This is a genomic window from Cerasibacillus quisquiliarum, from assembly GCF_014202495.1.
In the GTDB taxonomy this organism is placed as follows: Bacteria; Bacillota; Bacilli; order Bacillales; family Amphibacillaceae; genus Cerasibacillus; species Cerasibacillus quisquiliarum.
The window spans coordinates 181,127-205,225 of record NZ_JACHHA010000001.1; the positions used below are offsets into that span (position 1 = coordinate 181,127).

General features: G+C 36.1%; 24 protein-coding genes. 14 read left to right on the forward strand and 10 right to left on the reverse strand.

The features are described from left to right. Window positions 1-129: 129 nt before the first annotated feature. Window positions 130-825, forward strand: coding sequence for a hypothetical protein (locus HNQ35_RS00950; protein ID WP_146935028.1), 696 nt, complete (start codon window positions 130-132; stop codon window positions 823-825). 590 nt (window positions 826-1,415) lie between these two features. On the opposite strand, the gene HNQ35_RS00955 is transcribed toward HNQ35_RS00950, so the two are convergent. Next, window positions 1,416-2,048 carry a hypothetical protein gene (locus HNQ35_RS00955; protein WP_146935025.1) on the reverse strand — a complete coding sequence of 211 codons (633 nt, stop codon included), beginning with the start codon at window positions 2,046-2,048 and terminating at the stop codon, window positions 1,416-1,418. A 721-nt stretch (window positions 2,049-2,769) separates the two neighbouring features. Here HNQ35_RS00955 and HNQ35_RS00960 point away from each other — a divergent pair. Both HNQ35_RS00960 and fadH read left to right on the forward strand, forming a co-directional pair. Next, window positions 2,770-4,173, forward strand: a complete 1,404-nt coding sequence (locus HNQ35_RS00960; RefSeq protein WP_246118015.1) for a class I adenylate-forming enzyme family protein — start codon at window positions 2,770-2,772, stop codon at window positions 4,171-4,173. Between the two features lie 181 nt (window positions 4,174-4,354). Next, a complete protein-coding gene (gene fadH / locus HNQ35_RS00965; protein WP_146935016.1) occupies window positions 4,355-5,122 on the forward strand; it encodes a 2,4-dienoyl-CoA reductase in 768 nt (255 codons plus the stop codon). Between the two features lie 51 nt (window positions 5,123-5,173). Here fadH and HNQ35_RS14145 read toward each other — a convergent pair whose 3' ends face one another. Further along, window positions 5,174-5,296 carry a hypothetical protein gene (locus HNQ35_RS14145; RefSeq protein ID WP_260173482.1) on the reverse strand — a complete coding sequence of 41 codons (123 nt, stop codon included), beginning with the start codon at window positions 5,294-5,296 and terminating at the stop codon, window positions 5,174-5,176. A gap of 206 nt (window positions 5,297-5,502) precedes the next feature. Further along, entirely contained in the window at window positions 5,503-6,273 is a 771-nt protein-coding gene (locus HNQ35_RS00970) for an enoyl-CoA hydratase (protein ID WP_146935013.1), read from the reverse strand. 680 nt (window positions 6,274-6,953) lie between these two features. Between HNQ35_RS00970 and HNQ35_RS14150 the strand changes: the two genes are divergently transcribed. Both HNQ35_RS14150 and pcp read left to right on the forward strand, forming a co-directional pair. After that, on the forward strand, window positions 6,954-7,076 hold the full coding sequence (locus tag HNQ35_RS14150) for a hypothetical protein (RefSeq protein ID WP_260173494.1): 123 nt from the start codon (window positions 6,954-6,956) through the stop codon (window positions 7,074-7,076). A 210-nt stretch (window positions 7,077-7,286) separates the two neighbouring features. Continuing rightward, entirely contained in the window at window positions 7,287-7,931 is a 645-nt protein-coding gene (gene pcp, locus HNQ35_RS00975; RefSeq protein ID WP_146935009.1) for a pyroglutamyl-peptidase I, read from the forward strand. Between the two features lie 268 nt (window positions 7,932-8,199). Here the strand turns inward: pcp and HNQ35_RS00980 are convergent, their stop codons facing one another. The 4 genes from HNQ35_RS00980 to HNQ35_RS00995 are packed head-to-tail and all read right to left on the reverse strand — an operon-like array spanning window position 8,200 to window position 12,217. Next, window positions 8,200-9,108, reverse strand: a complete 909-nt coding sequence (locus HNQ35_RS00980; protein WP_146935006.1) for a PfkB family carbohydrate kinase — start codon at window positions 9,106-9,108, stop codon at window positions 8,200-8,202. Then, window positions 9,083-10,471 carry a purine-cytosine permease family protein gene (locus tag HNQ35_RS00985; RefSeq protein WP_146935003.1) on the reverse strand — a complete coding sequence of 463 codons (1,389 nt, stop codon included), beginning with the start codon at window positions 10,469-10,471 and terminating at the stop codon, window positions 9,083-9,085. Before HNQ35_RS00985 ends, HNQ35_RS00980 begins: the two co-directional genes overlap by 26 nt. Before the next feature lie 4 nt (window positions 10,472-10,475). Further along, entirely contained in the window at window positions 10,476-11,474 is a 999-nt protein-coding gene (locus HNQ35_RS00990) for an ADP-ribosylglycohydrolase family protein (RefSeq protein ID WP_146935000.1), read from the reverse strand. Between the two features lie 38 nt (window positions 11,475-11,512). Beyond that, window positions 11,513-12,217 carry a GntR family transcriptional regulator gene (locus HNQ35_RS00995; RefSeq protein WP_170226560.1) on the reverse strand — a complete coding sequence of 235 codons (705 nt, stop codon included), beginning with the start codon at window positions 12,215-12,217 and terminating at the stop codon, window positions 11,513-11,515. Between the two features lie 328 nt (window positions 12,218-12,545). On the opposite strand from HNQ35_RS00995, the gene HNQ35_RS01000 reads away from it, so the two are divergent. Next, window positions 12,546-13,031 (forward strand): hypothetical protein, encoded by a 486-nt coding sequence (locus HNQ35_RS01000; protein ID WP_146934993.1) that lies wholly within the window; start codon window positions 12,546-12,548, stop codon window positions 13,029-13,031. Between the two features lie 124 nt (window positions 13,032-13,155). On the opposite strand, the gene HNQ35_RS01005 is transcribed toward HNQ35_RS01000, so the two are convergent. Beyond that, window positions 13,156-14,361 (reverse strand): MFS transporter, encoded by a 1,206-nt coding sequence (locus HNQ35_RS01005; RefSeq protein WP_146934989.1) that lies wholly within the window; start codon window positions 14,359-14,361, stop codon window positions 13,156-13,158. A 261-nt stretch (window positions 14,362-14,622) separates the two neighbouring features. Between HNQ35_RS01005 and HNQ35_RS01010 the strand changes: the two genes are divergently transcribed. Next, entirely contained in the window at window positions 14,623-14,790 is a 168-nt protein-coding gene (locus HNQ35_RS01010; RefSeq protein WP_170226559.1) for a hypothetical protein, read from the forward strand. 20 nt (window positions 14,791-14,810) lie between these two features. Next, on the forward strand, window positions 14,811-15,722 hold the full coding sequence (locus tag HNQ35_RS01015) for a hypothetical protein (RefSeq protein WP_146934986.1): 912 nt from the start codon (window positions 14,811-14,813) through the stop codon (window positions 15,720-15,722). 335 nt (window positions 15,723-16,057) lie between these two features. On the opposite strand, the gene HNQ35_RS01020 is transcribed toward HNQ35_RS01015, so the two are convergent. After that, the gene (locus HNQ35_RS01020; protein WP_170226557.1) at window positions 16,058-16,705 is read right to left on the reverse strand and encodes a phosphatase PAP2 family protein; all 648 of its coding nucleotides are present in this window, start codon (window positions 16,703-16,705) and stop codon (window positions 16,058-16,060) included. A gap of 223 nt (window positions 16,706-16,928) precedes the next feature. Here HNQ35_RS01020 and HNQ35_RS01025 point away from each other — a divergent pair, with 223 nt between their 5' ends. The 3 genes from HNQ35_RS01025 to HNQ35_RS01035 all read left to right on the forward strand — a co-directional run bounded on the left by HNQ35_RS01025 (window position 16,929) and on the right by HNQ35_RS01035 (window position 19,810). Beyond that, on the forward strand, window positions 16,929-18,290 hold the full coding sequence (locus HNQ35_RS01025; protein WP_218026181.1) for a TRAP transporter large permease subunit: 1,362 nt from the start codon (window positions 16,929-16,931) through the stop codon (window positions 18,288-18,290). 15 nt (window positions 18,291-18,305) lie between these two features. Then, window positions 18,306-18,557, forward strand: coding sequence for a hypothetical protein (locus HNQ35_RS01030; RefSeq protein ID WP_146934979.1), 252 nt, complete (start codon window positions 18,306-18,308; stop codon window positions 18,555-18,557). A 266-nt stretch (window positions 18,558-18,823) separates the two neighbouring features. Next, complete coding sequence (locus tag HNQ35_RS01035) at window positions 18,824-19,810, forward strand: acyltransferase family protein (RefSeq protein ID WP_146934976.1); 987 nt, start codon at window positions 18,824-18,826, stop codon at window positions 19,808-19,810. A 78-nt stretch (window positions 19,811-19,888) separates the two neighbouring features. On the opposite strand, the gene HNQ35_RS01040 is transcribed toward HNQ35_RS01035, so the two are convergent. Next, window positions 19,889-20,344 carry a DUF3592 domain-containing protein gene (locus tag HNQ35_RS01040; protein ID WP_146934973.1) on the reverse strand — a complete coding sequence of 152 codons (456 nt, stop codon included), beginning with the start codon at window positions 20,342-20,344 and terminating at the stop codon, window positions 19,889-19,891. A gap of 293 nt (window positions 20,345-20,637) precedes the next feature. On the opposite strand from HNQ35_RS01040, the gene HNQ35_RS01045 reads away from it, so the two are divergent. The 3 genes from HNQ35_RS01045 to HNQ35_RS01055 all read left to right on the forward strand — a co-directional run bounded on the left by HNQ35_RS01045 (window position 20,638) and on the right by HNQ35_RS01055 (window position 24,085). After that, entirely contained in the window at window positions 20,638-21,687 is a 1,050-nt protein-coding gene (locus HNQ35_RS01045) for a hypothetical protein (protein ID WP_146934970.1), read from the forward strand. 110 nt (window positions 21,688-21,797) lie between these two features. Beyond that, window positions 21,798-22,340: a hypothetical protein gene (locus HNQ35_RS01050; RefSeq protein WP_146934967.1), complete on the forward strand. Its 543-nt coding sequence runs from the start codon at window positions 21,798-21,800 to the stop codon at window positions 22,338-22,340. Between the two features lie 242 nt (window positions 22,341-22,582). Then, entirely contained in the window at window positions 22,583-24,085 is a 1,503-nt protein-coding gene (locus HNQ35_RS01055) for a DUF6583 family protein (RefSeq protein WP_146934962.1), read from the forward strand. Window positions 24,086-24,099: the final 14 nt, after the last annotated feature.

Sequence of the window (24,099 nt, forward strand, 5' to 3'; positions counted from 1 at the left end):
TGCTTTTGCAACAATTTAATTATTTTGGTATCCGAAAATATGAGATAGGCTGTCATTTAGCGTAAAAGAATGGAAGGAAATGATATGAAGCGATAGTTATCTTAATTAAGTGCCATTAGGAGGGATGATATGGCATTGTATAAAAGAAAGCCCGGTAAAGAACAACCGTATTGGCCAATTGGAAATTATAAGATGCGATTACCGCTTATTCACTATCGTTTAGAGACGCCAGAGTTCATTCAAGGGTTGGTTATTTTCACCATAGGATTAAGTTTAATAGAAATTATGACATCTGTTGTAGGAATGTCATATGGTGCGGCTTTAACGATTACAATCTTTACTCATTTTCTCATGTTGCTTCCATCAACATTAGGTGTTCCGTTTGTTTCTGGATTTATTACGCCACTGATACTTATTTTAATCGTTTTTTTAAGTAACTTTGAACCAGGAACAGAAGCGATAAAAGCTTTAATTGCTGTGCAAATAACAGTTGCTGTTATATTTCTGCTTTTAGGAATAACGGGCCTAGGAAAAAGATTCATACTCTCTTTACCCAACTCGTTAAAAGGTGGAATATTAATTGGTGCAGGAATTGGAGCGATTATGACAGAAATACAATCTGGTGGTCGATTAGCTGAAACACCAATTTCTCTCATTATTGGCGGTATTCTTTGCATATACATTATGTTCTCTAACTCTTTCAAGAAAATATATGCAAAAATCCCCTTTTTAAAGTTTATAGCTAATTATGGGATTATGCCTGCAATTATGAGGTACCCTGTTAAAATAAGCGTAATTGATAGAGCAATTGGTAGAAATGGCTGAAACAAAGAGATTAAGGGTAAAATAAACATCGCAAAACATAGTGAAAGTACTAAGGAATTGGTTCCTAAAAATATGGAGTCCATTGTTTTCCTACCAAACGTATACCTCTCTGTCACAGAAGCTGTTCCTGCTGTAAAAATCGGACCACCTAATCCAGGATGGGGCAAAAACAACCCATGTATAAAATTTCTGAGTGTTGGAAAATAAGGTGGAGAAAGTGGATAGGTAGTGTGTAGCAAGGAATATAGGGTTTGTTTACTCGTTACGAAAGTGTAAAATACGTTTTGTTCGTGTCTGGTGGAGTGCTCTACCCGTTGTGGTTTATGCAAAAATGCTGCGATTACATCTGGTAGTCCGCTCTACCGGGCATCAATAGAGGGAATTCACTAATCTAGTAATGAGTACAGCTACCAAACTATTAAAATTGAATAATAGATAGTATAGCGCTAAATGATTATTACATTTTTCAAAGAAGGCTATTATGCAATGTAAAAAACGACTGCAAGATAATCCACCAACCCGCCCCCCAATAAAACATCATCCAGAACGGTCGGGATCGAGCAAAAAGGAAATAGACCAAAGTTTGTCGGCTATTTCCCGTATTTTTCAATGTGTTTGACAACTGTTTGTTGGTTTTCCCCTCCGGAATCATAATTTGAGAAGCCGTATTTGGAATAAATATATCCATTGTATTCGACATCCAAATCATGGAGAATGCGATGAATATAGACGACAGCAATGGAATCTTGATCATTTACACTTATTTCACCTAGCAAAACGACTCGCTCTAAATCTATTTTCATAGATGCAGGGTAAGTATCCTCATTACTTAAAATTTGGTTGATTCCATCTGTCAGCTCCTCTACGACAGATTGCATATACATCCAATCGATATTCTCATATCGATTATATGACGTGATATCATTTAGAACTCCGTGATAATGTGCAATAAACTCGGCTAACTCTTTGTTTTCATTTTTGTTGGGATCATCCTTATCATCTTGATGTATATCGGTGTCCTGTTCATCACTGTTTACTTCCTCTTCGTTTTCGTTGTTTTGTACTGATGTAGAACTTGTCTTTTTGGAATCCTCTTTATTTTTATCTGTTATTGTAACGGTCTTTTTATGAAATAGATTGCCTTTTTGATTAATGAAAAATATCGAAGTAGCTAATAGAAGTGTTAGGGCAATGAATAGTGTCATAATGTTTTTTTTACGCAAAAATAGCACACCTCCTATTGTTATTGTAATATTTTCTTTAAGTTTAAGTACATGTATTATCGGAAAAATGTAAAAATTTATGCCGTTAACTGTAACATCCTAGGTTAAAGTGAACATCTTTATATTTTTCACTATGAAAAGAACATCAATAACTCCGGACAACAAAAACCAATTGAAGAAATCTGGTTAACTAGACTGAAATTGAAACTCTCATTCTAATGTACACATAAATGTTGACTTACAAAAAATTATAATATAAATTTACAGAAATATCTATGTTTGCAGTTATTTATTCCCAATTAGGAAAAGAGGCTAACCTATTCTGTTACACTATCGATAAAGCATTAACATTTTGTAGAAGAGATTAATGGAATGCATCATTTAAACAGATAAATCACATTATATAATTGATTTTATTAACTATTCCAATTATAATAATGTAAACGCATACAAACGGAGAATGTCTAAACAAGTTATGATGTTTATATCTTAAACAATTGTGGTAGTTCCTATTTTTTGTATATGATGAGTGACCATTCATTCATAATGTAGGAGGGAAATATATGCAGGGTATCCAACAGATGATTTTTAGTGATCCATTAAAATTGAATGCGGTTCGTTATGGTGACCAAACAGCGGTAAGTTTTCAAGGAAAGAGCCTCACTTACAAAGAATAAATGAGCGTGTAAATCAGTTAGCTCATGCATTAAAAAATTTAGGTGTGAAGAAGGGCGACAAAGTTGCATTTATGTTGTTTAATTGTAATCAGTTGATTGAAGTTATTTATGCGTGTAGTAAGATTGTTGCTGTTTTTGTCCCTATTAATTCTCGCTTTGTTGCTCCAGAAATTAAGCATGTGTTGAATGATTCGGATTCGATAGCACTTCTTTTTGACGCACGTTTTTCTGAAGAAATTGTAAAAATCATTGATGAAGTTTATACAACGAAACATTTTATCAGTGTTGGCGAAGCAAATGATGTGACACCATTGGAGTATGAGCGGTGGATAGAGAAATTTCCCAAATCCGAGCCTAAGCCAGTTGAACCAATCAATGAACTGGATACGATTTGCTACTTATACACTGGTGGGACGACTGGTTTACCAAAAGGTGCTGTACGTTCACATCGGAGTTTATATTTAGTTGGTTTGTTATTTAGTATCGAGTTTAACATTGGCCGTAATGGTAAGGGCCTGATAGCTGGTCCACTGTATGGCGCGGCAGCTTTAGCAATTGCGATGCCTAATTTTTTTGTAGGGAATACAGTTCATATATTAGAGAAATTCCATCCAGTAGAAGTTTTAAAGGCAATCGATCAGGAGCAAACGACGACAACTTTCTTAGCACCACCGATGTTTGAGGACATTTTTGCTTTACCAGAAGAGATTCAGAAAAGTTATGATGTCTCTTCGATGAAAACACTTATATCTGTTGGTGCACCATTGCATACACAAACAAAAGAAAAAATATTAACCTTTTTTAAAGATGCTGATTTAAATGAGTTTTATGGTGCATCTGAACATGGTGGTTCAACCAATTTGTTTCCAGAGTATCAGCGGTTCAAAGACCGTTCTGTCGGTCTTCCGATGTTGGGTATGGAAGTGAAATTACTAGATGCAGCAGGAGAAGAAGTCGAACCAGGGGAAGTCGGGGAGTTCTCTGTTAAAGGGCTAACATTGTGTGATGGCTATTATAATAATCCTGAAGCAACGAAAGCAGCTTTTAAAGGCGAATGGCTTTCTTTAGGTGATTTGGGTAAACAAGATTATGAAGGTTTTTATTATATAGTAGATCGTAAGCAGGACATGATTCTCTCGGGAGCCATCAATGTATATCCAGTAGAAATTGAAGAGGTTTTACATTGTCATCCAAAAATTGCTGATGTTTCTGTTATCGGTATACCACATGAAAAATGGGGAGAGGTTCCTATTGCGATTGCTGTGTTACATGATGGTGAAGTCGCTGACGTAGAGGAAATCAAAGCATTTTGTCAAGGTAAATTGGCCCGATATAAAATTCCGCATGATGTAAAGTTTGTTCAAGAACTGCCTCGTAGCCTTCAAGGCAAAGTTTTAAAATATCAATTACGCCAACAGTATGTAGGAGCCACTGAAGTTGAAGAATAGAATGATGAAGTGTAAATAGAAGTGGATCTGTTTTATAATATAATTAAATTATAAGATGTTTAAGTCGTTTAGAGTGGTACAGGAATCTCTTTCTTAAATATTTATTATAGAAAAGTTGAATATGCCTTAGAATGAGTTACAAATAACATGAATGATTATTCATTCAGAAAGGGTGTCTATAATGAAAGGTAAAGTGGTAATCGTTACAGGTGGATCAAGTGGTATGGGGAAGGCGATGGCGAAACGGTTTGCAGATGAGGGAGCGAATGTTGTTATTACAGGGAGAAATGAAGAAAGATTGTTGGCTGCGAAAGAAATGCTTGAGAAAACAGCGACAGGTAAAGTCCTCCCAATCGTAATGGATGTGCGCCAGATTGATGATGTTGATCGCATGGTGGAAGAGACAGTCGCAAAATTCGGCACGATAGATCATTTAGTTAATAACGCAGCTGGAAACTTCATTGTGAAAGCGGAAGACCTGTCAGTCAACGGATGGAATGCTGTTATTGATATCGTATTGAATGGAACGTTTTATTGTAGTCAACGAGTCGGAAAATATTGGATTGATGAGAAAAAGAAGGGATCTATTTTAAACATGGTTGCCACTTATGCATGGGACGCTGGGGCTGGTGTCATACATAGCGCAGCGGCTAAAGCAGGTGTGTTAAGTTTAACGCGCACATTAGCAGTTGAGTGGGGAGGACGTTACGGCATTCGTGTCAATGCCATCGCTCCAGGTCCAATTGAGCGTACAGGAGGTGCTGACAAGCTCATGCTGTCTGAAAAAATGGCTGAGCGCACCCGTCAATCTGTTCCATTGAAGCGCTTCGGTACACCAGAAGAAATCGCAGGGCTTGCTTATTTTCTATTATCGGAAGATGCAGCCTATATTAATGGTGAAGTCGTGACGATGGATGGCGGCATGTGGTTGAATCAGTTTCCGTTTTAATCGTAATGAACATAGGTTGTCGGTAGAATAGTAGGATAGAGATACAAGATTTTAAAAATTAAACCACATGACATCTAATGCAAAGGCATAGATGTCATGTGGTTTTCTTGTGTAAGTTACTGTTTTCGATAAAATCGCGCGGTCCCAGGCTAAAATCGCGCAATCCCAGGTCAAAATCGCGCAACCCCGCGCCGAAATCGCGCAACCCCGCGCCGAAATCGCGCAACCCCGCGCCGAAATCGCGCGACCCATAACAATCTTCCTTTAAAAAAAGAGCAAACCGCTAATTTGTGTGGTCATGTTTGGTTTTTACACAAGTCTTATGTGAATGGCAAGGTCTTCGTATAGAACTCCATAAAGCACTGTCGTTCTTGGACGCATTACTTCCCTTTAAATACCGGTTTTCGTTTTTCTAAAAATGCTTGCACTCCTTCTTGATGATCTTCAGTACTTCTCATTTTGAGTTGACCTTTCTTTTCTCGCTCTAAGAAATGGCGGAGCTCATCTTTTTTCTCTTCATGATAGATTATTTTTGACTCAATGATGGCTTGAAGTGGAGTAGCTTGTAATTTGGTTGCTAGAAGTTTGGCACCTGATAAAGCATCTTGATCCGTTAAGATATCGACAAATCCGATGTTTTTCGCTGTTTCACCGCTAACTTGTTCTAGATTCCATATAAATTGTTTTGCTTGGTGTGTGCCGAGACGTTCCTTTAGGAAGAAATGTCCACCACCATCTGGAATTAAAGCGATGCCAGCAAAAAGCATGCCGAACTTCGCTTCTTGATGAGCGACAATATAATCGGAGTTTAGCGCTAAGCTTAATCCTAAACCAACAGCTGGACCGTTAACAGCGGCAATCGTTATTTTAGGAAGCATATATAATTTCAAAGCGATTGCTTCTAGTGTTTGCATCACATTATCAAACTGAGTGGTATCATGGAGTTGCTTCATCATAGTAATATCGCCACCGGCACTAAACGCTTTCCCAGCGCCAGTTAAGATAACAATGGAGTCATCATTTTTTTCAACTTGTTCAATTTTTTCTAATAATTGTTCCATCGTTTCGACATCGATTGCATTGTAACTTGAGGGCCGGTTTAATGTAATGATTGACACGCCATTATTTCTAGTTAAGCTGACTTTTTCCATCCATATCACTCCTTATTATTTTTTCTTTGTCACATGTAATGTCCACGAATTAAATAGGGAGTAAATATGCTTCCCCCTCCTCACTAACTTCTTTCAAACTCGGTATAAGTGCAGAGTAGAGCCCTTCGCTCCCCACAAACTACCTCCAAATTCTGATTCAGAGTTAAGTAGAGCACCGCATCCCCACACAGACTCCACAAAAATCAAGATTAAACAAAGGGCAGCGTCACGCTCAACGCTCGAAACAAAAATCACATAAAAACTAATTATTCTCATCGGAAATCTGTCATTTTATTTACAATTTCTGTCATTCCTTCTCATCCTCAATAAACGGATTGCTACGCTTTAATTTATAAATTATTTTTCTCAACGCAAACATGAATGATTATTCATTCACTGCATATACCATTCATTATAATAGATTATTCATAAAATTGGAAGTGTTATTCTAAACGGTAATGCAACTGCCAATCTGCTATTCGTTTCCCATACTCAGATTAAAATGCGTCCTAAACGAGATGGTAGCTCAACGTTAAATAAATCATTATTTGAGTAGAGAAACTTAATCGGTGCACATTTTTTCTATTGAACCAGCATATTAATGAAAAGGTAATGCATTTTTTTTAACAGAAAAATCTAGGAAATATCAATTGATTAAACTGGAATGAGGGATATCTATGATGAAAAGGAAGTGGAAGCGAATTAAAGTGATGACTATTTTTGGTACAAGGCCAGAAGCGATCAAAATGGCGCCGCTTGTTTTGGAATTAGAGAAGCGGAGTTTCCACGACAGATGCTATTAATTTGGTACAATAGAAAAATATTATATTGGTAATAATATATTTTTTAGCTTTGCAAGAAAAGCAGCTCTAACAAATGTGAAGTCGTGCGAGAATCGAAGTCCGTACCTGGTAGAGTCTTTTACCCGATGTGAAGTAGCACACCTGATAAAAAGTCATGATCTTTTGCAAATAAAGTGTTATTTTAATAGTTAACTTTAGGAGGTATTGCATATGAAAAAAGTATTATTGACAGGTTTTGACCCGTTTGGTAAAGATACGATTAATCCCGCTTTGGAAGTAGTGAAACAGCTTGATGGCTTGGTAGTTGATGATATTGAGCTCATCGCTTTAGAAGTGCCAACAGTGTTTCAAAAATCGATTAAGGTTGTTCAGGAGGGGATAGAAAAGCATACCCCTGATGTTGTGATTTGTGTCGGACAAGCTGGTGGTAGGAAACAAATCACACCTGAGAGAGTTGCCATAAATGTTGATGATGCACGCATTCCAGATAATGAAGGTAATCAACCAATTGATGAACCGATTGTAGAAGGAGGGCCCGCCGCATATTGGACAACGCTTCCGATTAAAAAGATGGTTCAACAGATGCGTCGTGTTGGCGTTCCAGCCACTGTCTCTAATACAGCTGGGACTTTTGTATGTAACCATCTATTTTATGGCATGATGCATTATCTTCACGAACAAGCTCCTCATGTTCGTGGTGGATTCATTCATATTCCTTTTATTCCAGAGCAAATATTGGATAAGAGTGCACCAAGTATGAGTCTCGATTTGATAGTGAAAGGCATAAAGATAGCCGCTATTACAGCAGTGAAGGTGAAAGAAGATATTTGTGAAGTGGGTGGAGCGTTACATTAAAGGGAGATATGAAATGTATATCCGAAAGTATAAAATAGGTCAGTTCGGTCTACTAGATGACAATAAGACGTATTGGTAGAAATGCACCGAGGAGCAGTCTACTAGAAGTGAGTTGAAGAAAAAGAGTGAACTATGACGGAAAGAGACCACTAGAAAATCCCTACTCTATATGATTTCAATTAATGAATCAACCGAGAGTAGGGATAAATAATTAGTGAAGACTAAATGGAGATGAATTGTATCCGACCAGGATCCACAATTTTGCTTTTTAAAGAATTCTCGCAAAGTCTCCGCCTGTTTGTTGTACAACTTTTGCGGAAATATCGTTACCTAATTGGCAAGCTTCTTTAACCGATAAGCCTTGAGCGATTCCACTGATGAAAGCCCCGGTATGTGCATCGCCAGCGCCGATTGTGTCAACGACTGGCACGGCTGATGTAGTCGGGATGACATTTGAATGATGTCCATCGAAATAAAAACAACCTTTATTTCCTAAAGTTACAATAACGGCTTCATTTGTTAATAGATGCAATTTTCTCGCGCTTTCTTCGAGAGATGCCCCTGAAACAAGCGCTAACAATTCATTCAAGTTACCATGTACAATCGTTCGCAACTGTAAAACGTTCTTTAAAACAGCTTGATCAATATAAGACACACGTGGTCCGGGATCAAAAACAACGGTCGCATGAGGCGCTTTTTTCGTCCGCAATTGGTTCACGATGACCTCACCTGATGGACCTTCTAATTCATAGCCCGAGACATAAATATAGTCATACTCGTGGAGTCGTATTCGGTCAAACCATGCATCCTTCCAAACTGTCTCTATACCAGGAACAGAAAGAAAAGTCCGTTCGCCACCTGGTTCGACAAAGGACATATTCCAACCATTATCTAGGGAAGGGTCTTCCAATATGATTGGAATGTTGTGTTTTTTTAAATGTGAGCGAATCATGTCTGCATACGGTCCCTTTCCAACTGGGGCGAACAATATATTTTCCAAAGAAAAATGATTCATGACTTGCTGAACGTTATAAGCACAGCCACCGACCATAGATTTTACGTGTTCACCGTATAGATCTTCACCGGATTTCGGAAGTTGTTTAACACGCACAATGATGTCGATCACAGCTGCTCCAATAACACAGATGTTTTTACTGAGCTTGTTGCTTTCGTTCACTCGTATGTCCTCCCTTATTCATAAACGGATGTAAGATAACATATGATAGATAGCTACTCATAAATGCGAGTAATAATCCTAAGCTATTGTCTCGGAATATTCCGATTGCAAATGGTCCATCAAAAAAGTCTGTATTCGTAAATAGAAAACCAATAATAGTCCCAACAAACCAACTCATGACACCGACTTTGTTAAACGTATGATTGCCATTTGGGTCGAGAAGAGCTAACTTATAGCCTGCTTTTCGGTTAAAATAGTAGTCTGCGATAAAGACAGCTCCCCAAGCAGCAATTCCGATTCCAAGTAAGCCTAAAAACAATTCGAAGTTATACAAAAAGTCTTGCGAAATAAATAGGACGTATATCGGAATAAAAATCATAATCGCACCATGAATCGTTAGTGACACGTGGTCAGAGACACGAATATTCATCGTTTCTAAATTAACGCGTGCTGACTTTAAACTTATAATACATTGTGGTATTAATCCACCAACCGCTGTTATAAAATAAATAACTGAAATCCATGACGGTAAAGCATGTGCAATGACGTCAATCGGGTTAGCTGATGTCGCAATATCTGGTAAAGATGTACTGAGCAAAGTTCCAACAAACATAATAATAAACAAAGGAATAACAGCACCGAATACGACACTTTTCATGATGGCTGAATTTTTATTATCGGGTGATTGATAGGCACTATAGTCTGCCCCGGCAATTGACCAACTAATTCCTGTACCAGCCATAATAATGGATACAGCGGGTAAGAATCCTGTTAACCAGCTACCATTTGGCATGTTAAATAACTGTTGCCAGTCGGTATCCGGAATAAGAATTGCTAATATAACGAGTGTGAGACCACCAAAAACATAAGTAAAAAAAGTTTGTAGTTTAGCAAGTTGTTGTTGATTTAAGAGTCCTGAGAGTAATACTAACGAAGCAAAAATAAGTAAGCAGATCATCGTCGTGGTGTTATTTTGACTGATATTGAAGACATTCATCAAAGAAAGTAAAATGAGTGTTCCAGTTATGACATTGACTGCAAGCCAACCGACTAAATTTAGCCATCCTAGGAAGTTAGGAATCCAATTTCCTCTTATACCGAAAGCGGCTCTGGATAACATAAATGTCGTAATCCCGTTTTTCTTACCAATGACACTAATGTACCCGACAAGGATAAATGATAGTGATGCAATGAAAGCGGCTAATGTTGCTTGAACAAAGCTTAACTGAAAGCCGACAATCATCGCTCCATAGACGACACCTAAAATTCCAATATTAGCAGCAAACCAGATGAAAAATAAATCTTTTGGTTTACCGACCCGTTCATTTTCTGGTACTGTAATCATTTCCTGTTCTTTATTCATTTTTTTACCCTCCAACATCTTCCCTAAATTTTAAAAGGTACTGCGTATAATGATTGAAGTCGACTTGATTGTTTTCATCAATGATGCGAATGTAATCTTTATTTATTTTGTCTACTCCTTGTTTTGCTCCACAGATTGCTGTTGCCATAGCTCCAATTGTGTCTGTATCACCACCTAGATTAGCGCAAAAAACGGCACAACGCTCTACTGTTTTCGTGTAATAGGCGATACTTAATGCAGCAGGTACAGATTCACTCGTCTGAACACCTGCTCCAATGACATCATAAATATGATCGGCGAATACGTCTTCATCGTTAGAAAATTGTTTGGCATATGTGAGGCCAAGTTTTAAACGTGCTTTTAATGAAGGGGTAAATGTTTCAGTACCATAGCCAATGGCTTTATTATAGATCATGATTGTATCATGCATGATTTCATTCCATGATTTTTTCTCCATGGCTGAACTAACTGCTCCCGCAATCATAGCTGCTCCAGCAATGGCAATGTCTGAAGCATGAGTCACTTGACTTACTTGCCACACATAATTAATAAGTTTATCGGATTGATTTGAACGAAAGAGACATCCGATTGGTGCAATACGCATCGCTGCGCCATTTGTTTCGGCTTTTTCTGTTATTTTCTTAGGGTCTTGTCCTTGTTTAATGGCTTGCAAGGCTGCTTTTGAAGTAGGTCCGAGTATTTCTTTATCAAATGCTTGGATGTGATTTGCCCATTTAAGTAATTTTTCTGCAATGACATGCTTACTTGGGTGAAAGTTTGTTTCTATGAGAGAGTCTAAGATGATGAGTGCTTGAGCCGTATCATCAGTAAATTGTCCTTTTGTAAAATGTTTTGCTACTTCATTTGATTGTGGTCCATCTAGAAATGTCTCGATTTTTCCAAAGTAAGATTTCACCTTGTTCCGGCTCCATAATTCGGATGGCATCCCCATTGCATCACCAATTGCTAGTCCGTATAGTGCTCCTAAAATATGATTTTTCATGTGATTCCTCCTTGATGTCTTACTACTTCAGCCTTTTATTAAATGTTAATCACAATGTTAAAATCAGCATCCTGATTGTAAACAACATGAACCTCTTCTATTGCTCTTCTTCGTGTATCGAATACATAGCCTTGAACAGTTAATAATGGAATAGATTGATCTAAATTAAAATATTTCATTAGTTTTTCATCTGCTGCGATTGCTTTTACATTAAGTCTGGCATGATCTGGTGTCGTCTTGAAATGATTTTGCAGTGTATCATAAAGTGATAATCGCGCGAAATCAAATTCATCTAGACCAGGAAACATATCGAGGTTTAAAATGGATGTATCTAAAGTAATCCACTTATTTTTATTCATTTTTTTAAAACCGCGTAAGCGAACGAGTTTTAAAAAATTTGTTTCCTTGACTTGAAAAACCTCGTGACTGATGACTTTTGTAATAGGGATTTGATTTGCCTTTTTTGCATATGTTGAAAAACTACTAAAGTTCCAGATGTTTTTCCTGACTGGACGCAAACGGACAAAGCTCCCTTTTCCGTGAATTTTTTCTATTATTCCATCATGAACCAAAATAGCGAGCGATCGCTGAATCGTTGTGCGTGTGACGCCAAATTGCTCAGCGAGATCATTTTCAGATGGTAGCTGATCACCGTTTTTATATTCACCTGACAAAATTCTCGTTCTCAAGTCCTCACTTATTTGAATGTAGATAGGGATAAAGCTTTCTTTGTCAATAGCCAATGATGTTCGACCTCCTATAAGATGTAAAATCATGTTGTCACTAAAAGAACTTATGGATCCGGTTTTGAAGCGAAATATTCGCCGTAGAACAACACAATTTTAGAGAACCCAAACGACACTTAACTACTCGAGTAGACAAGTAAAAATGTGAGCGTTTTCATTATATTAGACTTTTTGTCAAGTTGTGTCAAATATGATTCAAAAAATTTGAAATGATACATAGATTACTTTTAACTTATATATGTTAATAATAAAATCTTAATAGATTTTATTATTAACAACTTATTGATATATTTATGTGGAAAGTGATCGGAAGGGGTGCTTAATGATGCCGCAGCGTTTCGAGAACAATAAGTTTTTACGGGTATTTTTACCCATCTATTTAATCGTCATGGTTTTATTATATAGTTTATATCTGTTCTTAGAAAAATATCGTTTAGAACAAGCTAAGGAACGTCTATTGCAAGGGAATTTAAAAGAGCAAGATATGATTTTAATGGATCAATTAGGAAAATGGCCGATGTATGTGGAAGGGGCATTTTTCTTCATATTTATTGTGACAGCTGTCTATTTAATGATAAAGTACCGGAAAAATCGTCGACATGTGACCTTCTTTTTAGTTGTAAATGGATTTTTATTTGGAAGTATTTATTTACTTAGCTTTGGCCTTTCTCGCGTTTTAGCCATAACTGTTGGCAATGTGTACCAACCAATCATTGTACCTACACAGTTTCTTATATTTCTATTCATTTATACTTTGTTATTGAGGAGAAGGGAGCGTCAAGATCGGTTTGTGCGGCAATTTGATCATTGAATAGAAAAAATTTAATATGTTGAGTGAAGTTGAAGCGCAAACAATCACCTAAAAGTAATCCAAGCCATAAAATAAGCGGAGAAAATCATCTTTCTCCGCTTTTGTTGATATGTTTACAGTAGGATTAATTTAGCGTATTGCTAATAAATAGCTCTTTGTTTTTACGGACGATCAAGCTAACTAGGATAAGTAAGAATCCCGAAATCAAGAACACAACTCGTATTCCTATGACATCTGCTATGACTCCCATCGCGAGTGAGCTAACACCAAAAATGCCCGTTGCTATCGCGCTCAGTGATGTGTATACTGTTGCCAATTTTTCTTTTGCTACACTCGTTTGAATTACCGTTTGTTGGGGGATGCTTTTTATTTGCCCGAAAAACCCAACGCAAAGTGATAGGAAGAGCGCCATAATTGGAAAGCTATTCACACTAAATATAATGGTAACGCCAGCACTTGCTAGAGATCCGATGAAAATATATAAGCTTAATTTGTTTTCAATTAAATAGGCGTATCGGATGCAATATATACTTCCAATAATTAAGCCAACAAAGAATGCCCCATTGATAAAGCCCCACCATGTTTCATCAACATGAAGTGCATCGCTTACAAAGACGTATAAAATCGCTGCAATCCACACTGTTCCCGCAATCGTTTCTAATAGTTCAATCCAGACAATTTTTTTCAATACAGGTACTTCTGATAATGTTTTCCAACCGGCTTTTATTTGCTCGGCTGCCTTTGTTGTTTCTGTTGATTCGTGTGTCACATTTTCGAGTAAGCATAGAATGATACTTGAGATGAAAAATAATCCACCTACAATCCAAATGAGTTGCTGTTGGTTTATGATGATTAAAAATAAACTTCCGACAAACCACATAATCGTTTGGATGATTTGAGCAATTGTGTCGGCGAGTCCATTGGCTTTTAGTAATTGCTCTCGTTTCACATAATGTGGTATGAGAGTATTTCCTACTGGATTGGCGCAACCATCGAGAAAGGCGATCAGTCCGATGACGATAAACACGAGATAGTAATTCTCAGCTGTAATATGAGTAAAGACGCCACCAAGTATGATCAGTAGGATTGTTTTTCCTACCTGTGAACTAGCTAATAGCCACTTCAAGTTGACTTTTCCAATTAAAATTGGTGTCAAAAGGCTCGATATGAACATCGCTGTCGTAATTGTAAATGGAACAAACGATGCAACAGTTGCTGAATCAGTTAGGATGAAGATCGTGCTTATGATGCTCACCATATAAAGGACATCACCAATATCAGCAAATGATAGTCCAAACAACAATAAAGAAAAATTTCTATTCAGTTTCATTTATTTTCCCCCAATTTTATGTCAATTGTTTTTAAAAATGGGGGAAAATCAGATTGGACGAATCATTTGATGACTCCTTTCTATATTAGAGGATAAATCTGGGGGAGTGGACGTATCTATTTTATATATAATAAAAATATATTTATTTTAATCATACATTATCATATAATTTAGAAAAAAGATATTGGAATTGACATGTAGTTTAAAGTTATCCATAAAAATTGTCACTTGATTTTAGTTGGCAAACTAGGGGGATACGTGATGCAAAAAGGATTTTGGCCATTTATATGGATTAGTTTTATTTTTATATTACTGATTTCGCCATTTTTTATGTTAGGTTGGATGCTAAATGATGTTTCAGATTCAATTGAAGACATAGGAAAAAAATTAGTCATGGTCATGAAGACAGTGAAATTATCGCATATGTAAAGGATACACATGATCTCAAAGTGGAAGTTATTCATAGTGCTGAAAAAAGTGGAAAAGGATTTCAAAGCGCGGTAGTGAGAACGTTAGATAATGAAAAATTAGAATTTCAAGTTCATGTAAATTTTTTGGGGAAGATTTCTGGTGATACATATAACGATGTAAAAAAACGTTACAAATTAGATCGCCAATTTGCTAACTCGGAGATATTTCGTAAATTAAGTCAAATTGGTTTTCATGGTATGACCTTTAAAAAGACTTCATATGAGTCAGATTTTTATATGGAATTTCCCCCGATAAGGGAATTAGCTGACATTGAAACGTTTGAGTTGCTTTATGAGGCAGTACCATTGTTAAAAGAGTTAAATGCAGAGATTTCTAAACAGGAGTATGAATTGGAAAAAGTTGTTGTCGGTTATGTGACTTTAGATATTGATAGCGATTATAAATCTGCTGAGGATTTAGGAAATAAATTAGCGGCCAATAATATCGATGCGTTTACTCATCAATTTTATGAAGATGATTTAGAAAAATGGCTAAGTCTCGAGCCTATTTTTAAAAAATATAAATTTGAATTTATAGAGGATAGACCGAATTTTAAATGTTACGAGATGCAGACTTATACAGAGTGCCATGCTTACTCTTTTTCATTAGAATATAAACCAGAAACGAATGAAGGGTTTCTCTACGATTCTAACGAAGATCGTGAAGCGTTGTTTAGTGTTATTAAAGAAGTTCAAAAATTAGATATACCAATTGGAAGCATTAAATTATCGTATGTTGAAATGCCAGAGGACCCAGAAAACCAAATATATTCTAGAAAAGAATTAAAAGAGATGAAGGAGGTGGTAGGGGGCGCAAGATATTCAGTTTGGATAAATGATATTCAAAATATCAAAAAGACAGATGATATTTATTTTGAGAAAAATAAATGATTGCATATCGTGTGATTCGATTTAAGCAAAATCGCGGATTGCGAGTCAGGCTAAAACGCGCGACCCGAGGCTGAAATCGCTCGATCCCAGGCTGAAATCGCGCGACCTCGGGCTAAAATCGCGCGACCTCGAGCCAAAATCGCGCGGTCCCGGGCTAGAATCGCGCGGTCCTGGGTCAGAATCGCGCGACCCTGGGCTAAAATCGCGCAACCCCGCGTCAAAATCGCGCGACCCTGGGCTAAAATCGCGCGACCTCGGGCCAAAATCGCGCAATCTCGGACTATCTTCTATATCTAAGTTTCCAATCCTAGTTGAAGGGAGTTAATCTATTCATCTCAATGTTCAATCATTCGTGAGCGCTTCAAGATGGGTTGTATCTCTAATAAAATGATTGTAATTAAAAATAAGCTCAATAAATATCCACCGATAACATCACTTGGAAAATGCACGCCTAAGTAAATTCTACTCATGCCAACAAATAAAATAAGAAGACTGCTTGCAATAAGCGTTAAAACTTGACCACGGCGTGAGTGTATGTACTTTAATAAAATAAGAGTCATCATGCCGTAAGCAGCAAATGCCCCCATTGAATGTCCGCTTGGGAAACTGTAACCCGTCGCTTCGGCTAGCCGATAGAAGCTAGGGCGTTCACGTTGTATGGCGAATTTTAATATTTGATTGACAATGGCTGTGCTTATTATAGTTACGAATAATAGGATAATTTGACTCGTATGCTTCCCTTTCACATATAAAAGAACTGCTACTATTAACGAAACGATAACAATTGTTTGATACGATCCAATGAAAGAAAAAATAGTCATAATGCTCGTCAAAACGGGAGATTCCCATCCTTGTATAACCCCAATGATGAAAAAGTCAAATGTATTTAACCTGTCTATATACACAAAAATGCCTATAACAAGGAATCCTAGTAAAGAGAGATAACTTATTGTAGTGAGACTTTGCTTTTGTTTACGTTCCATTATTCGTCCACCTACTTCGACTATAAAATAAAATACTAATGGTTTATTATATAATGATACCCTAGACATTATCAAACAATGCCATTTCTATTTTAAAGTCTCCCCCTCTTTATATGTCTGTTAATCTTGTTATTCTAGTTACAAGTTGCAAATAAGATAGCAATTGATATATATTTAAAGTTGGTCAATTCTTCAAAATACTTAGCGGGAGGATTTGATATAAATGCCTATTCAAATTCTATTTCTCGTTGCTATTATAGGTTTCATAGCTGTTTTTTTTGTGTTATTTAAGCGACCTATTTATGAAGTGATGGCCTTAGCATTTATATTTATCATTATCATTTCAGACTCATATGATATCTTTTTTGATGCCCTATTATATCCAGCAACGAGTCATTTATTTTATGCTATTTTTGCCTTTATGATTGTCGCGATTATTTTTGAAGAAACTAAAGTCGTACATTCGATTATTGATATACTACTTGCTGTTGTCGGACGCTTTAGAGGTGGGGCAGGATATGTTGCATTGCTATCGAGTACATTTATGGCTTCTTTATCAGGAACGGGACCAGGTAATGTTGCTGTGACAGGTGTGTTTACAATTCCAATGATGAAGAAGTCAAATTTTCCAAGAGCGTTAGCAGCGACAACTGAAATGTCTGCAAGTATGCTCGGTAATATTATTCCGCCGGCAGGAGTTATTTTACTCGCTTATGGTGTGTACGATGAGTTGTTTGCAAATACAGTATCAATTAGTCAATGGATGGTTATTGCTTATGGAATTGGGATGTGGTTCTTTCTACAACGTTGGTTGACATTATACGTATTATGTCGTGTTTATAAAGTTGAACCAGTTCAAGAAGAGTTACCATCATTTAAAGAAAGCTTTAAAAAAGGTTGGCGTGCATTGTTATTGCCATTACTTATTTTCTTACCTTTATTAATCGATGCACAATTTAAAGACGTCATTCTAGCTCGTATAGGAGAAGCAGGTCAGGAGGCTTTTTCTAATGCTGTTTTAATGTTTACACCAGCGCTGGCAGCGTCTTACGCTTTGTGGATTCATCGCCATCATCTTGAAGGTGGGAAGCTTTCATTAAAAAGTATCTACCCATTAATAAAAAAATCTATTAAACAAGTCGTACCAATCGGCGTAACCATATATATGGCTTATGCAATTAGTCAAGTATTTATTCATTTAGATATGGAAGATGCTGTAAAAGATTGGTTCATGTCATTTGATTTATCATTAATGACTTTTATTCTGATTGTACCTATTTTCTTCGCAGTTCTCGGCATGGTGTTACCAGGTTCAGCACAAATTGCCATTTTAGGTACATCTCTATTAGTTGTCTTTGATGCGCTTGGTGGGAATCCACTATTATTTGCGACGCTACTTCCAGCTATGACCGGTGCATTAGAGGGCATGACACCACCTTTAGCATTAGGGTTATTTGTTGCAATGGGAATTGCCCAATCTGGTTTTAAAGAAACGGTTAAGTTAGCATCGATATGGGTTATCACTCATCTGTTATTGGTAATGCTTTTATTACTCGGTATTTTGCCAATTTTAGGCATATCGTAAATAGGAGAGATTAAGATGAAGAAAATAGCTAATTGGACTCATCATTTGTACTCATTGATTGCTTTTATTGCGCTTAGCGTTGGTGCTATTGTTGCTTTATTATTTATTGTTTCTTTAATCATCGGAGGTAATATAGGAGAAGGACTCGCTGTCCGTGCTGGTAAGCTAATGAATCAAGCAATTTATTTAGCGGCTATGGCAATGTTTTTTGGATTGATCCACATTTATACGGCAAAGCGACATACGTTAACACTTAAAGATGAATAAGACTAGGATTCTGGAGTTTTTTATTAGAACTGAAAAACCCTCATTGAATGAAATCGATGAGGGTTTTGTAATGACATTGATGAGAAAATCTTTATTCATAAAGAGAAAATGACCTTAACAATTTTCACAAAACCTTTACAAATCGTTAGTTATTTTTACAAATCTCTAACAAAATACGTACAACCTTGTTAAAACCCTGATTTCTATTAAAAATATGGATATGATAGTAGTGGTATCATTAAACATTGTTTAAAGGATGAAAACAAATGAAGCGTTATGCATATTTTGATAATGCGAAACTGCTATTAATTTTCCTTGTCGTATTTGGCCATATGATTCAACCATTTACTAACGATGTATCAGGTGTTAATACCATTTATACATGGATTTATACGTTCCATATGCCAGCGTTTATCTTTTTAGCTGGTTTTTTTGCGAAAGGATCAGGGAATAAGGCGTATATATTAAAGTTAGCCAAAAAATTATTAATTCCTTATATTATTTTTCAAGTCATTTATACGGGATATTATTTTTTAATTGGAAAAGATGATTGGTTAGTGGACAGCATCTTTTATCCACATTGGTCATTATGGTTTTTGTTTAGTTTGTTTTGTTGGCATATGTTATTAATTTTCTTTAAAAAGCTACCACCAATTGTTGGTATTCTGTTAGCAGTTCAAATCGGCTTGTTAGTCGGTTATTTCGGGCATATTGGACATTCATTCAGTCTTTCTCGGACATTTGTATTTTTCCCTTATTTTCTACTCGGCTATTGGATAACGGTTAAGCAGTTGAGTTGGGTAAAACATAAAGCGGTAAAAATTTTCTCGCTTGTTTTTGTAATTGGAGTAGCGATTGCGATTCACTATGCACCTGATATTAATGCGGGTTGGTTGCTAGCTTCTAAATCTTATAGTGATTTAGGATTACCTGAATATGGTGGATTTGCTCGTTTCTTTATTTACCTGACATCAACTTTAATGGTGGTTAGTGTATTAGCCTGGATTCCACGTCGTCAATTTAAATTTACACTGCTTGGGGGGCGGACACTTTACGTCTATTTATTGCACGGGTTTATCATTCAGTATGCCCGCCAAGCTGATTTATTTAAAGTCGACCATATTGTTGATCTCTTCGGTTTAGCAGCTTTATCTATTGCGATTGTGTTTATTTTATCAAGCAGACCTGTGCAAGGTATTTCACAACCTCTTATCGAAGGGCGAATGTCGATTTTAAGGAAATATGTTTATTAGTCTAATAATCGCTTGTCACGTGGTTGCTTAAGCAAAGAATGGTGCATTCCATTCTTTGCTTTTTTTTACTTCAAATGATTAACTAAACACATACATATACAACCCTATCGCGAAAATAACGAGAGAAATGCTCATAAAGGCGATGCCAAAGACTGAAAAAAGTGTTCCACGATAAATAAATGTATCGATCATCGCTTGGTTCGGGTTCTCCGGATTATATAAGAGGTTTACCTCTTCACCTGGATAAAGTGGATGACTATTAGAAGTAATATTTGATGTGTATTGATACGCTTTTCCATTCACATTGTATTGAACCGTCGGCTTTTCGTCAGGGGTATCGGTTTCCTTAAATGATTCTCCGCGGACGATTTTTCCTAAGTTGATGACGTATGATCTTTCCTTTTTCACAATGATGCCAGTTGTTTGATGCCAAAACCTGGCTTTTCTTTTTCTAACCCAACCGATTAGGAAAAATATGATACCGAAAAGAAGAAAAAGGCCTGATAGGAATGCAGAAGGTATAATGGCTTCCATTTTATATCACCTCAAATGTTATAATCATCACAAACATCCATTTTGACTCTAAGTGATGCCAGATTATTCATTGTCCCCACTTAGAGTCATAGATATATTGGCAACTGATATTCGGGAAAATATTTCTATAAAATATTGCCCCGAAGCCTGCTCTGAACTTAAATAGCTTATCTTTGAAACTTCTGAACGATTTAATCGTATGATTAATATAATGTTTTCTGAAAGATATGACAAACTTTATGCAGATTATGTTAAAATAAGCCTTCATTATTATAAAAGAGGGAGCGAATGGTGTGAAGCAGTTTTTCAAAAATGTTGGGGTACTGCTTTTGGCAATTGTTGGAATTATTTGTATAGGTATCGGGGTGGAAAAATATCGGGTCTATAGTGAAGCAGCGAAAATAGATTGGAAGGTCGATGATGAGGCCTATTTGAAAAATATATTTGAAGAAGTATATTTGCAACATGAAAATCGTTCCATCATTGATGGTGAAGTGATCGTTATGAAGGAAACTGAATTAACGAATGAACCGAAATCATTTAGTACGTTTAGAAAAGATTTATGGTTAAAGAACATGTCGATGAAAAAAAGGGGCGACATCTGGACAAGAATAATGTTTGACGAGGTTTATTATAAAGAAATTGACTTAGAGACGTATGGTCTACCTGAAATTTTATTACAATCGGACGAAATTATAATCGCGAAAGAGGACGATGTTTATCCGATTAGCCTGCCATCTGATCAATGGTACATCACTCATTTTAATAATGAATCGCTTATATTACGATCATATGAGGGAGTAGGGAACGATTATTTTGTATTGTTTGCTGATGAAATGGCAGCTATTCCATTATCAGCGAAGAATCTGGAGGATAAAGGCAGAGTTGCTCCTTTTGAAAAGTTATTGATGGCTAATCCGATGATGCAACAAGATGATTCCCGCTTTTTATTATTTGATAATGAGACAGTTTGGGACCGGGAAACAGTCGCGTTCTATAAAATTGAAGACCATGATCTATTGAGTTTGGATGGCCAGAGCGTTTTATTAAATTATGAGAATAACATGAATGGGGTTTATTATCTACAAACAATCGAGCAATATATTGAGAAAGCCAATGAAAAAAAAGTTATAAAAATCCCCGAGAAAGCAGTTATTAAAAAGTCCACATTACCAGCAGCTGGTCTAGGGCGTATTGATGTTTTATCCTTTACAAGTGAACGGATTGTTTTCTATTCAAATATGCCTAGTTTTATCGTTGGAACGGCTGGAGTTGTTAAATTTAGTGTTGACTTAACAAAGGAGGAACCTCATTTTTCAATTATATTTGTAGAAGAAACGTAATGTTGACATGAATGTATTTCATCGAACATAAGATAAGGATTGGTGGTTTAAAAGATTGGATGTGGGTGCTAATGATTGGCTTTGTTAAAATAAAAAGGAGTGAAGTTCTTTTGAAAAACATGTTACCGAAAAGGTTGTGGATGGTTTTAGCATTGATATTGTTTCTGACAGCATGTGGATCAGGGGTTATGAAAAAGGAAATAAAAGTAGAGGAGAAGGTAACCGATGAAGAGTTTGGTATGATCGCATACTCATCGATATCGGAAGAAGAAGTATTTAATGAATATTTTGATGATATTAACATTGAAATCACGTACGTTTCATTATCGCATGGTGAAGAAAACGACCAAGGTTCCGTTGCAATGAGCTTTAATATAACAAATCAATCGAGAGAGGATATAAAGTATCGTGTTCAAGATATTAAGTTGTCGACGGATACATTAGATAAAGTTGAAGTAAAAGATTACGGCGTATTGAATATGGAAGATGGTGAATTTGTATTGGAAGAACTTGAGCTTAAAGCAGATGAAACGAGAGAGTTTATGATGTCTTGGCTGATTGATGAAAAAGCATTGGAATTAGAATGGGTGATGTTTCATCTAGCTGATATAGATGGTGAAGAAGTGGCAGAAGTGAAATATATCTTTGATTAGGCGATGGAATTTACTGAATATAATTACTTTAACTACGTGAGAACCTTTTTAATCATTTCATGCATAGGATAGTTACATAGAAAATCGTTGAAACATAAGTCATGGTTAATTATTGCTAGGCAAAAATTTGCTAATCATAACAAATTTTAACAATATTTGACATCATTCATATTTAATGATAAAAATAATTAGAAGTTTAATAGTTAAGAGTAAATTTTTAAGCAAAGGAGTTTTTACACAATATGGATCAACCCAAAAAGGCAGTGGAAAAGAAATCAATATTTGCAATTACATTAGTCGCACTTATTGCAGTTGGCGGGGTATTAGCTTATTTTATGTTAAATGCATCGCCGAAGCAGAAGTATTTTAAAGCGGAAAGGGCGTCTTATCATGTGATGAAAGATGCCTTAAAAACACGCTTTACATCTGAAGTAAAGTGGGATGAAATGTCGAGAAAACATCCGATGGAAACTGCAATTGAATTATCTGGAGAAATGAATATTCCATTTGGAGAAGGCAGTTTTGATGAGATGGCCATATCACAAATCATTAATAACGCTAAATTAAACGCTACGCTCCAAACAGATATGGATAAGAAAATAATGACTGCTGATTTATCAGCAAATGTAGCGGGTATGACATTTAAAGATTTTACATTTATGCTGGATGATGAAAAACTACAAGTCGGTTTGCCCTTTATTGATGATGTCCTACAATTAAAAGCGAAAGATTTAGAAAAAATATTGCGTAAAGAAGGCGAACTTGGTGAGGATGAAGAATTAGAATTTGGAAGATTATTTGAACAGGGATTTTTAACGGAAGAGGATCGCCAGCACTTCCAAAAAGAATATATTGATTTTCTTTACAATGAAATTTCTGATGAAGCATTTACAGAAGAAAAAGATACTGTTTCTGTAGACGGTAAAAATGTAAAGGTAAATAAGATTACCTTTCATTTAGATGAAAAGGAATTTAAACGTTTACTTAAAGAAACATTAGAAAAGTTACAAAAAGATGAGACATTAAAACGTATTATTAAAAACGAATTTATAGGTTCTTCATCTGAAAAGCTTGACCTTGATGCTGATTTAAACGATATGTTCACTGAAATGATAAATGGTATTGATTCTATTAAACTTCCAGATGGGATTAAATCAATAATTTGGGTTAATAAAGATGTCATTGTAAAACGTGATTTTAAAGTATCAGCCCTTAATGAATTTGGTGAAAAAGCGACCGTTTCAATTGAAGGAACACAGTCTTTAACAAAGGAAAAGCAATCTTTTGACTATGTTGTAAAAGGATCTGATGAATTTAGTGAAGGTTCTCTTAATCTGAAAGGTGATTTATCTTTAGAGAAAGATAAAATTAAAGATCATGTAACCTTTGGTGTTGATGAAATAGCCACGATTGAATATAAAGCTGATGAAACATTGATGAAAGATGGTCATCAATTTGAACGCGAGATTATTGCAGGCGATGGCTTAGAAACATTTAAAATAGACTGGCATGGAGATTCGAAATTTGAAGGAGATCAGATTCAATCTGATTATAGCTTTGCATTTAATACGAGTGGCATCGATCTCTTTACATTAAACTTGGTCACAGATGGTAAAAAGATCAAAAAAGTCGACAATATTCATGATGGTAAAGTCAAAGACATCGGTGGGATGAGTGAAGCTGAACTTGAAGCATACTTTAACGAAATTGAGTGGCAATTTAATGAGTGGATGTTTGACTTTTAATTACAATGTTCATT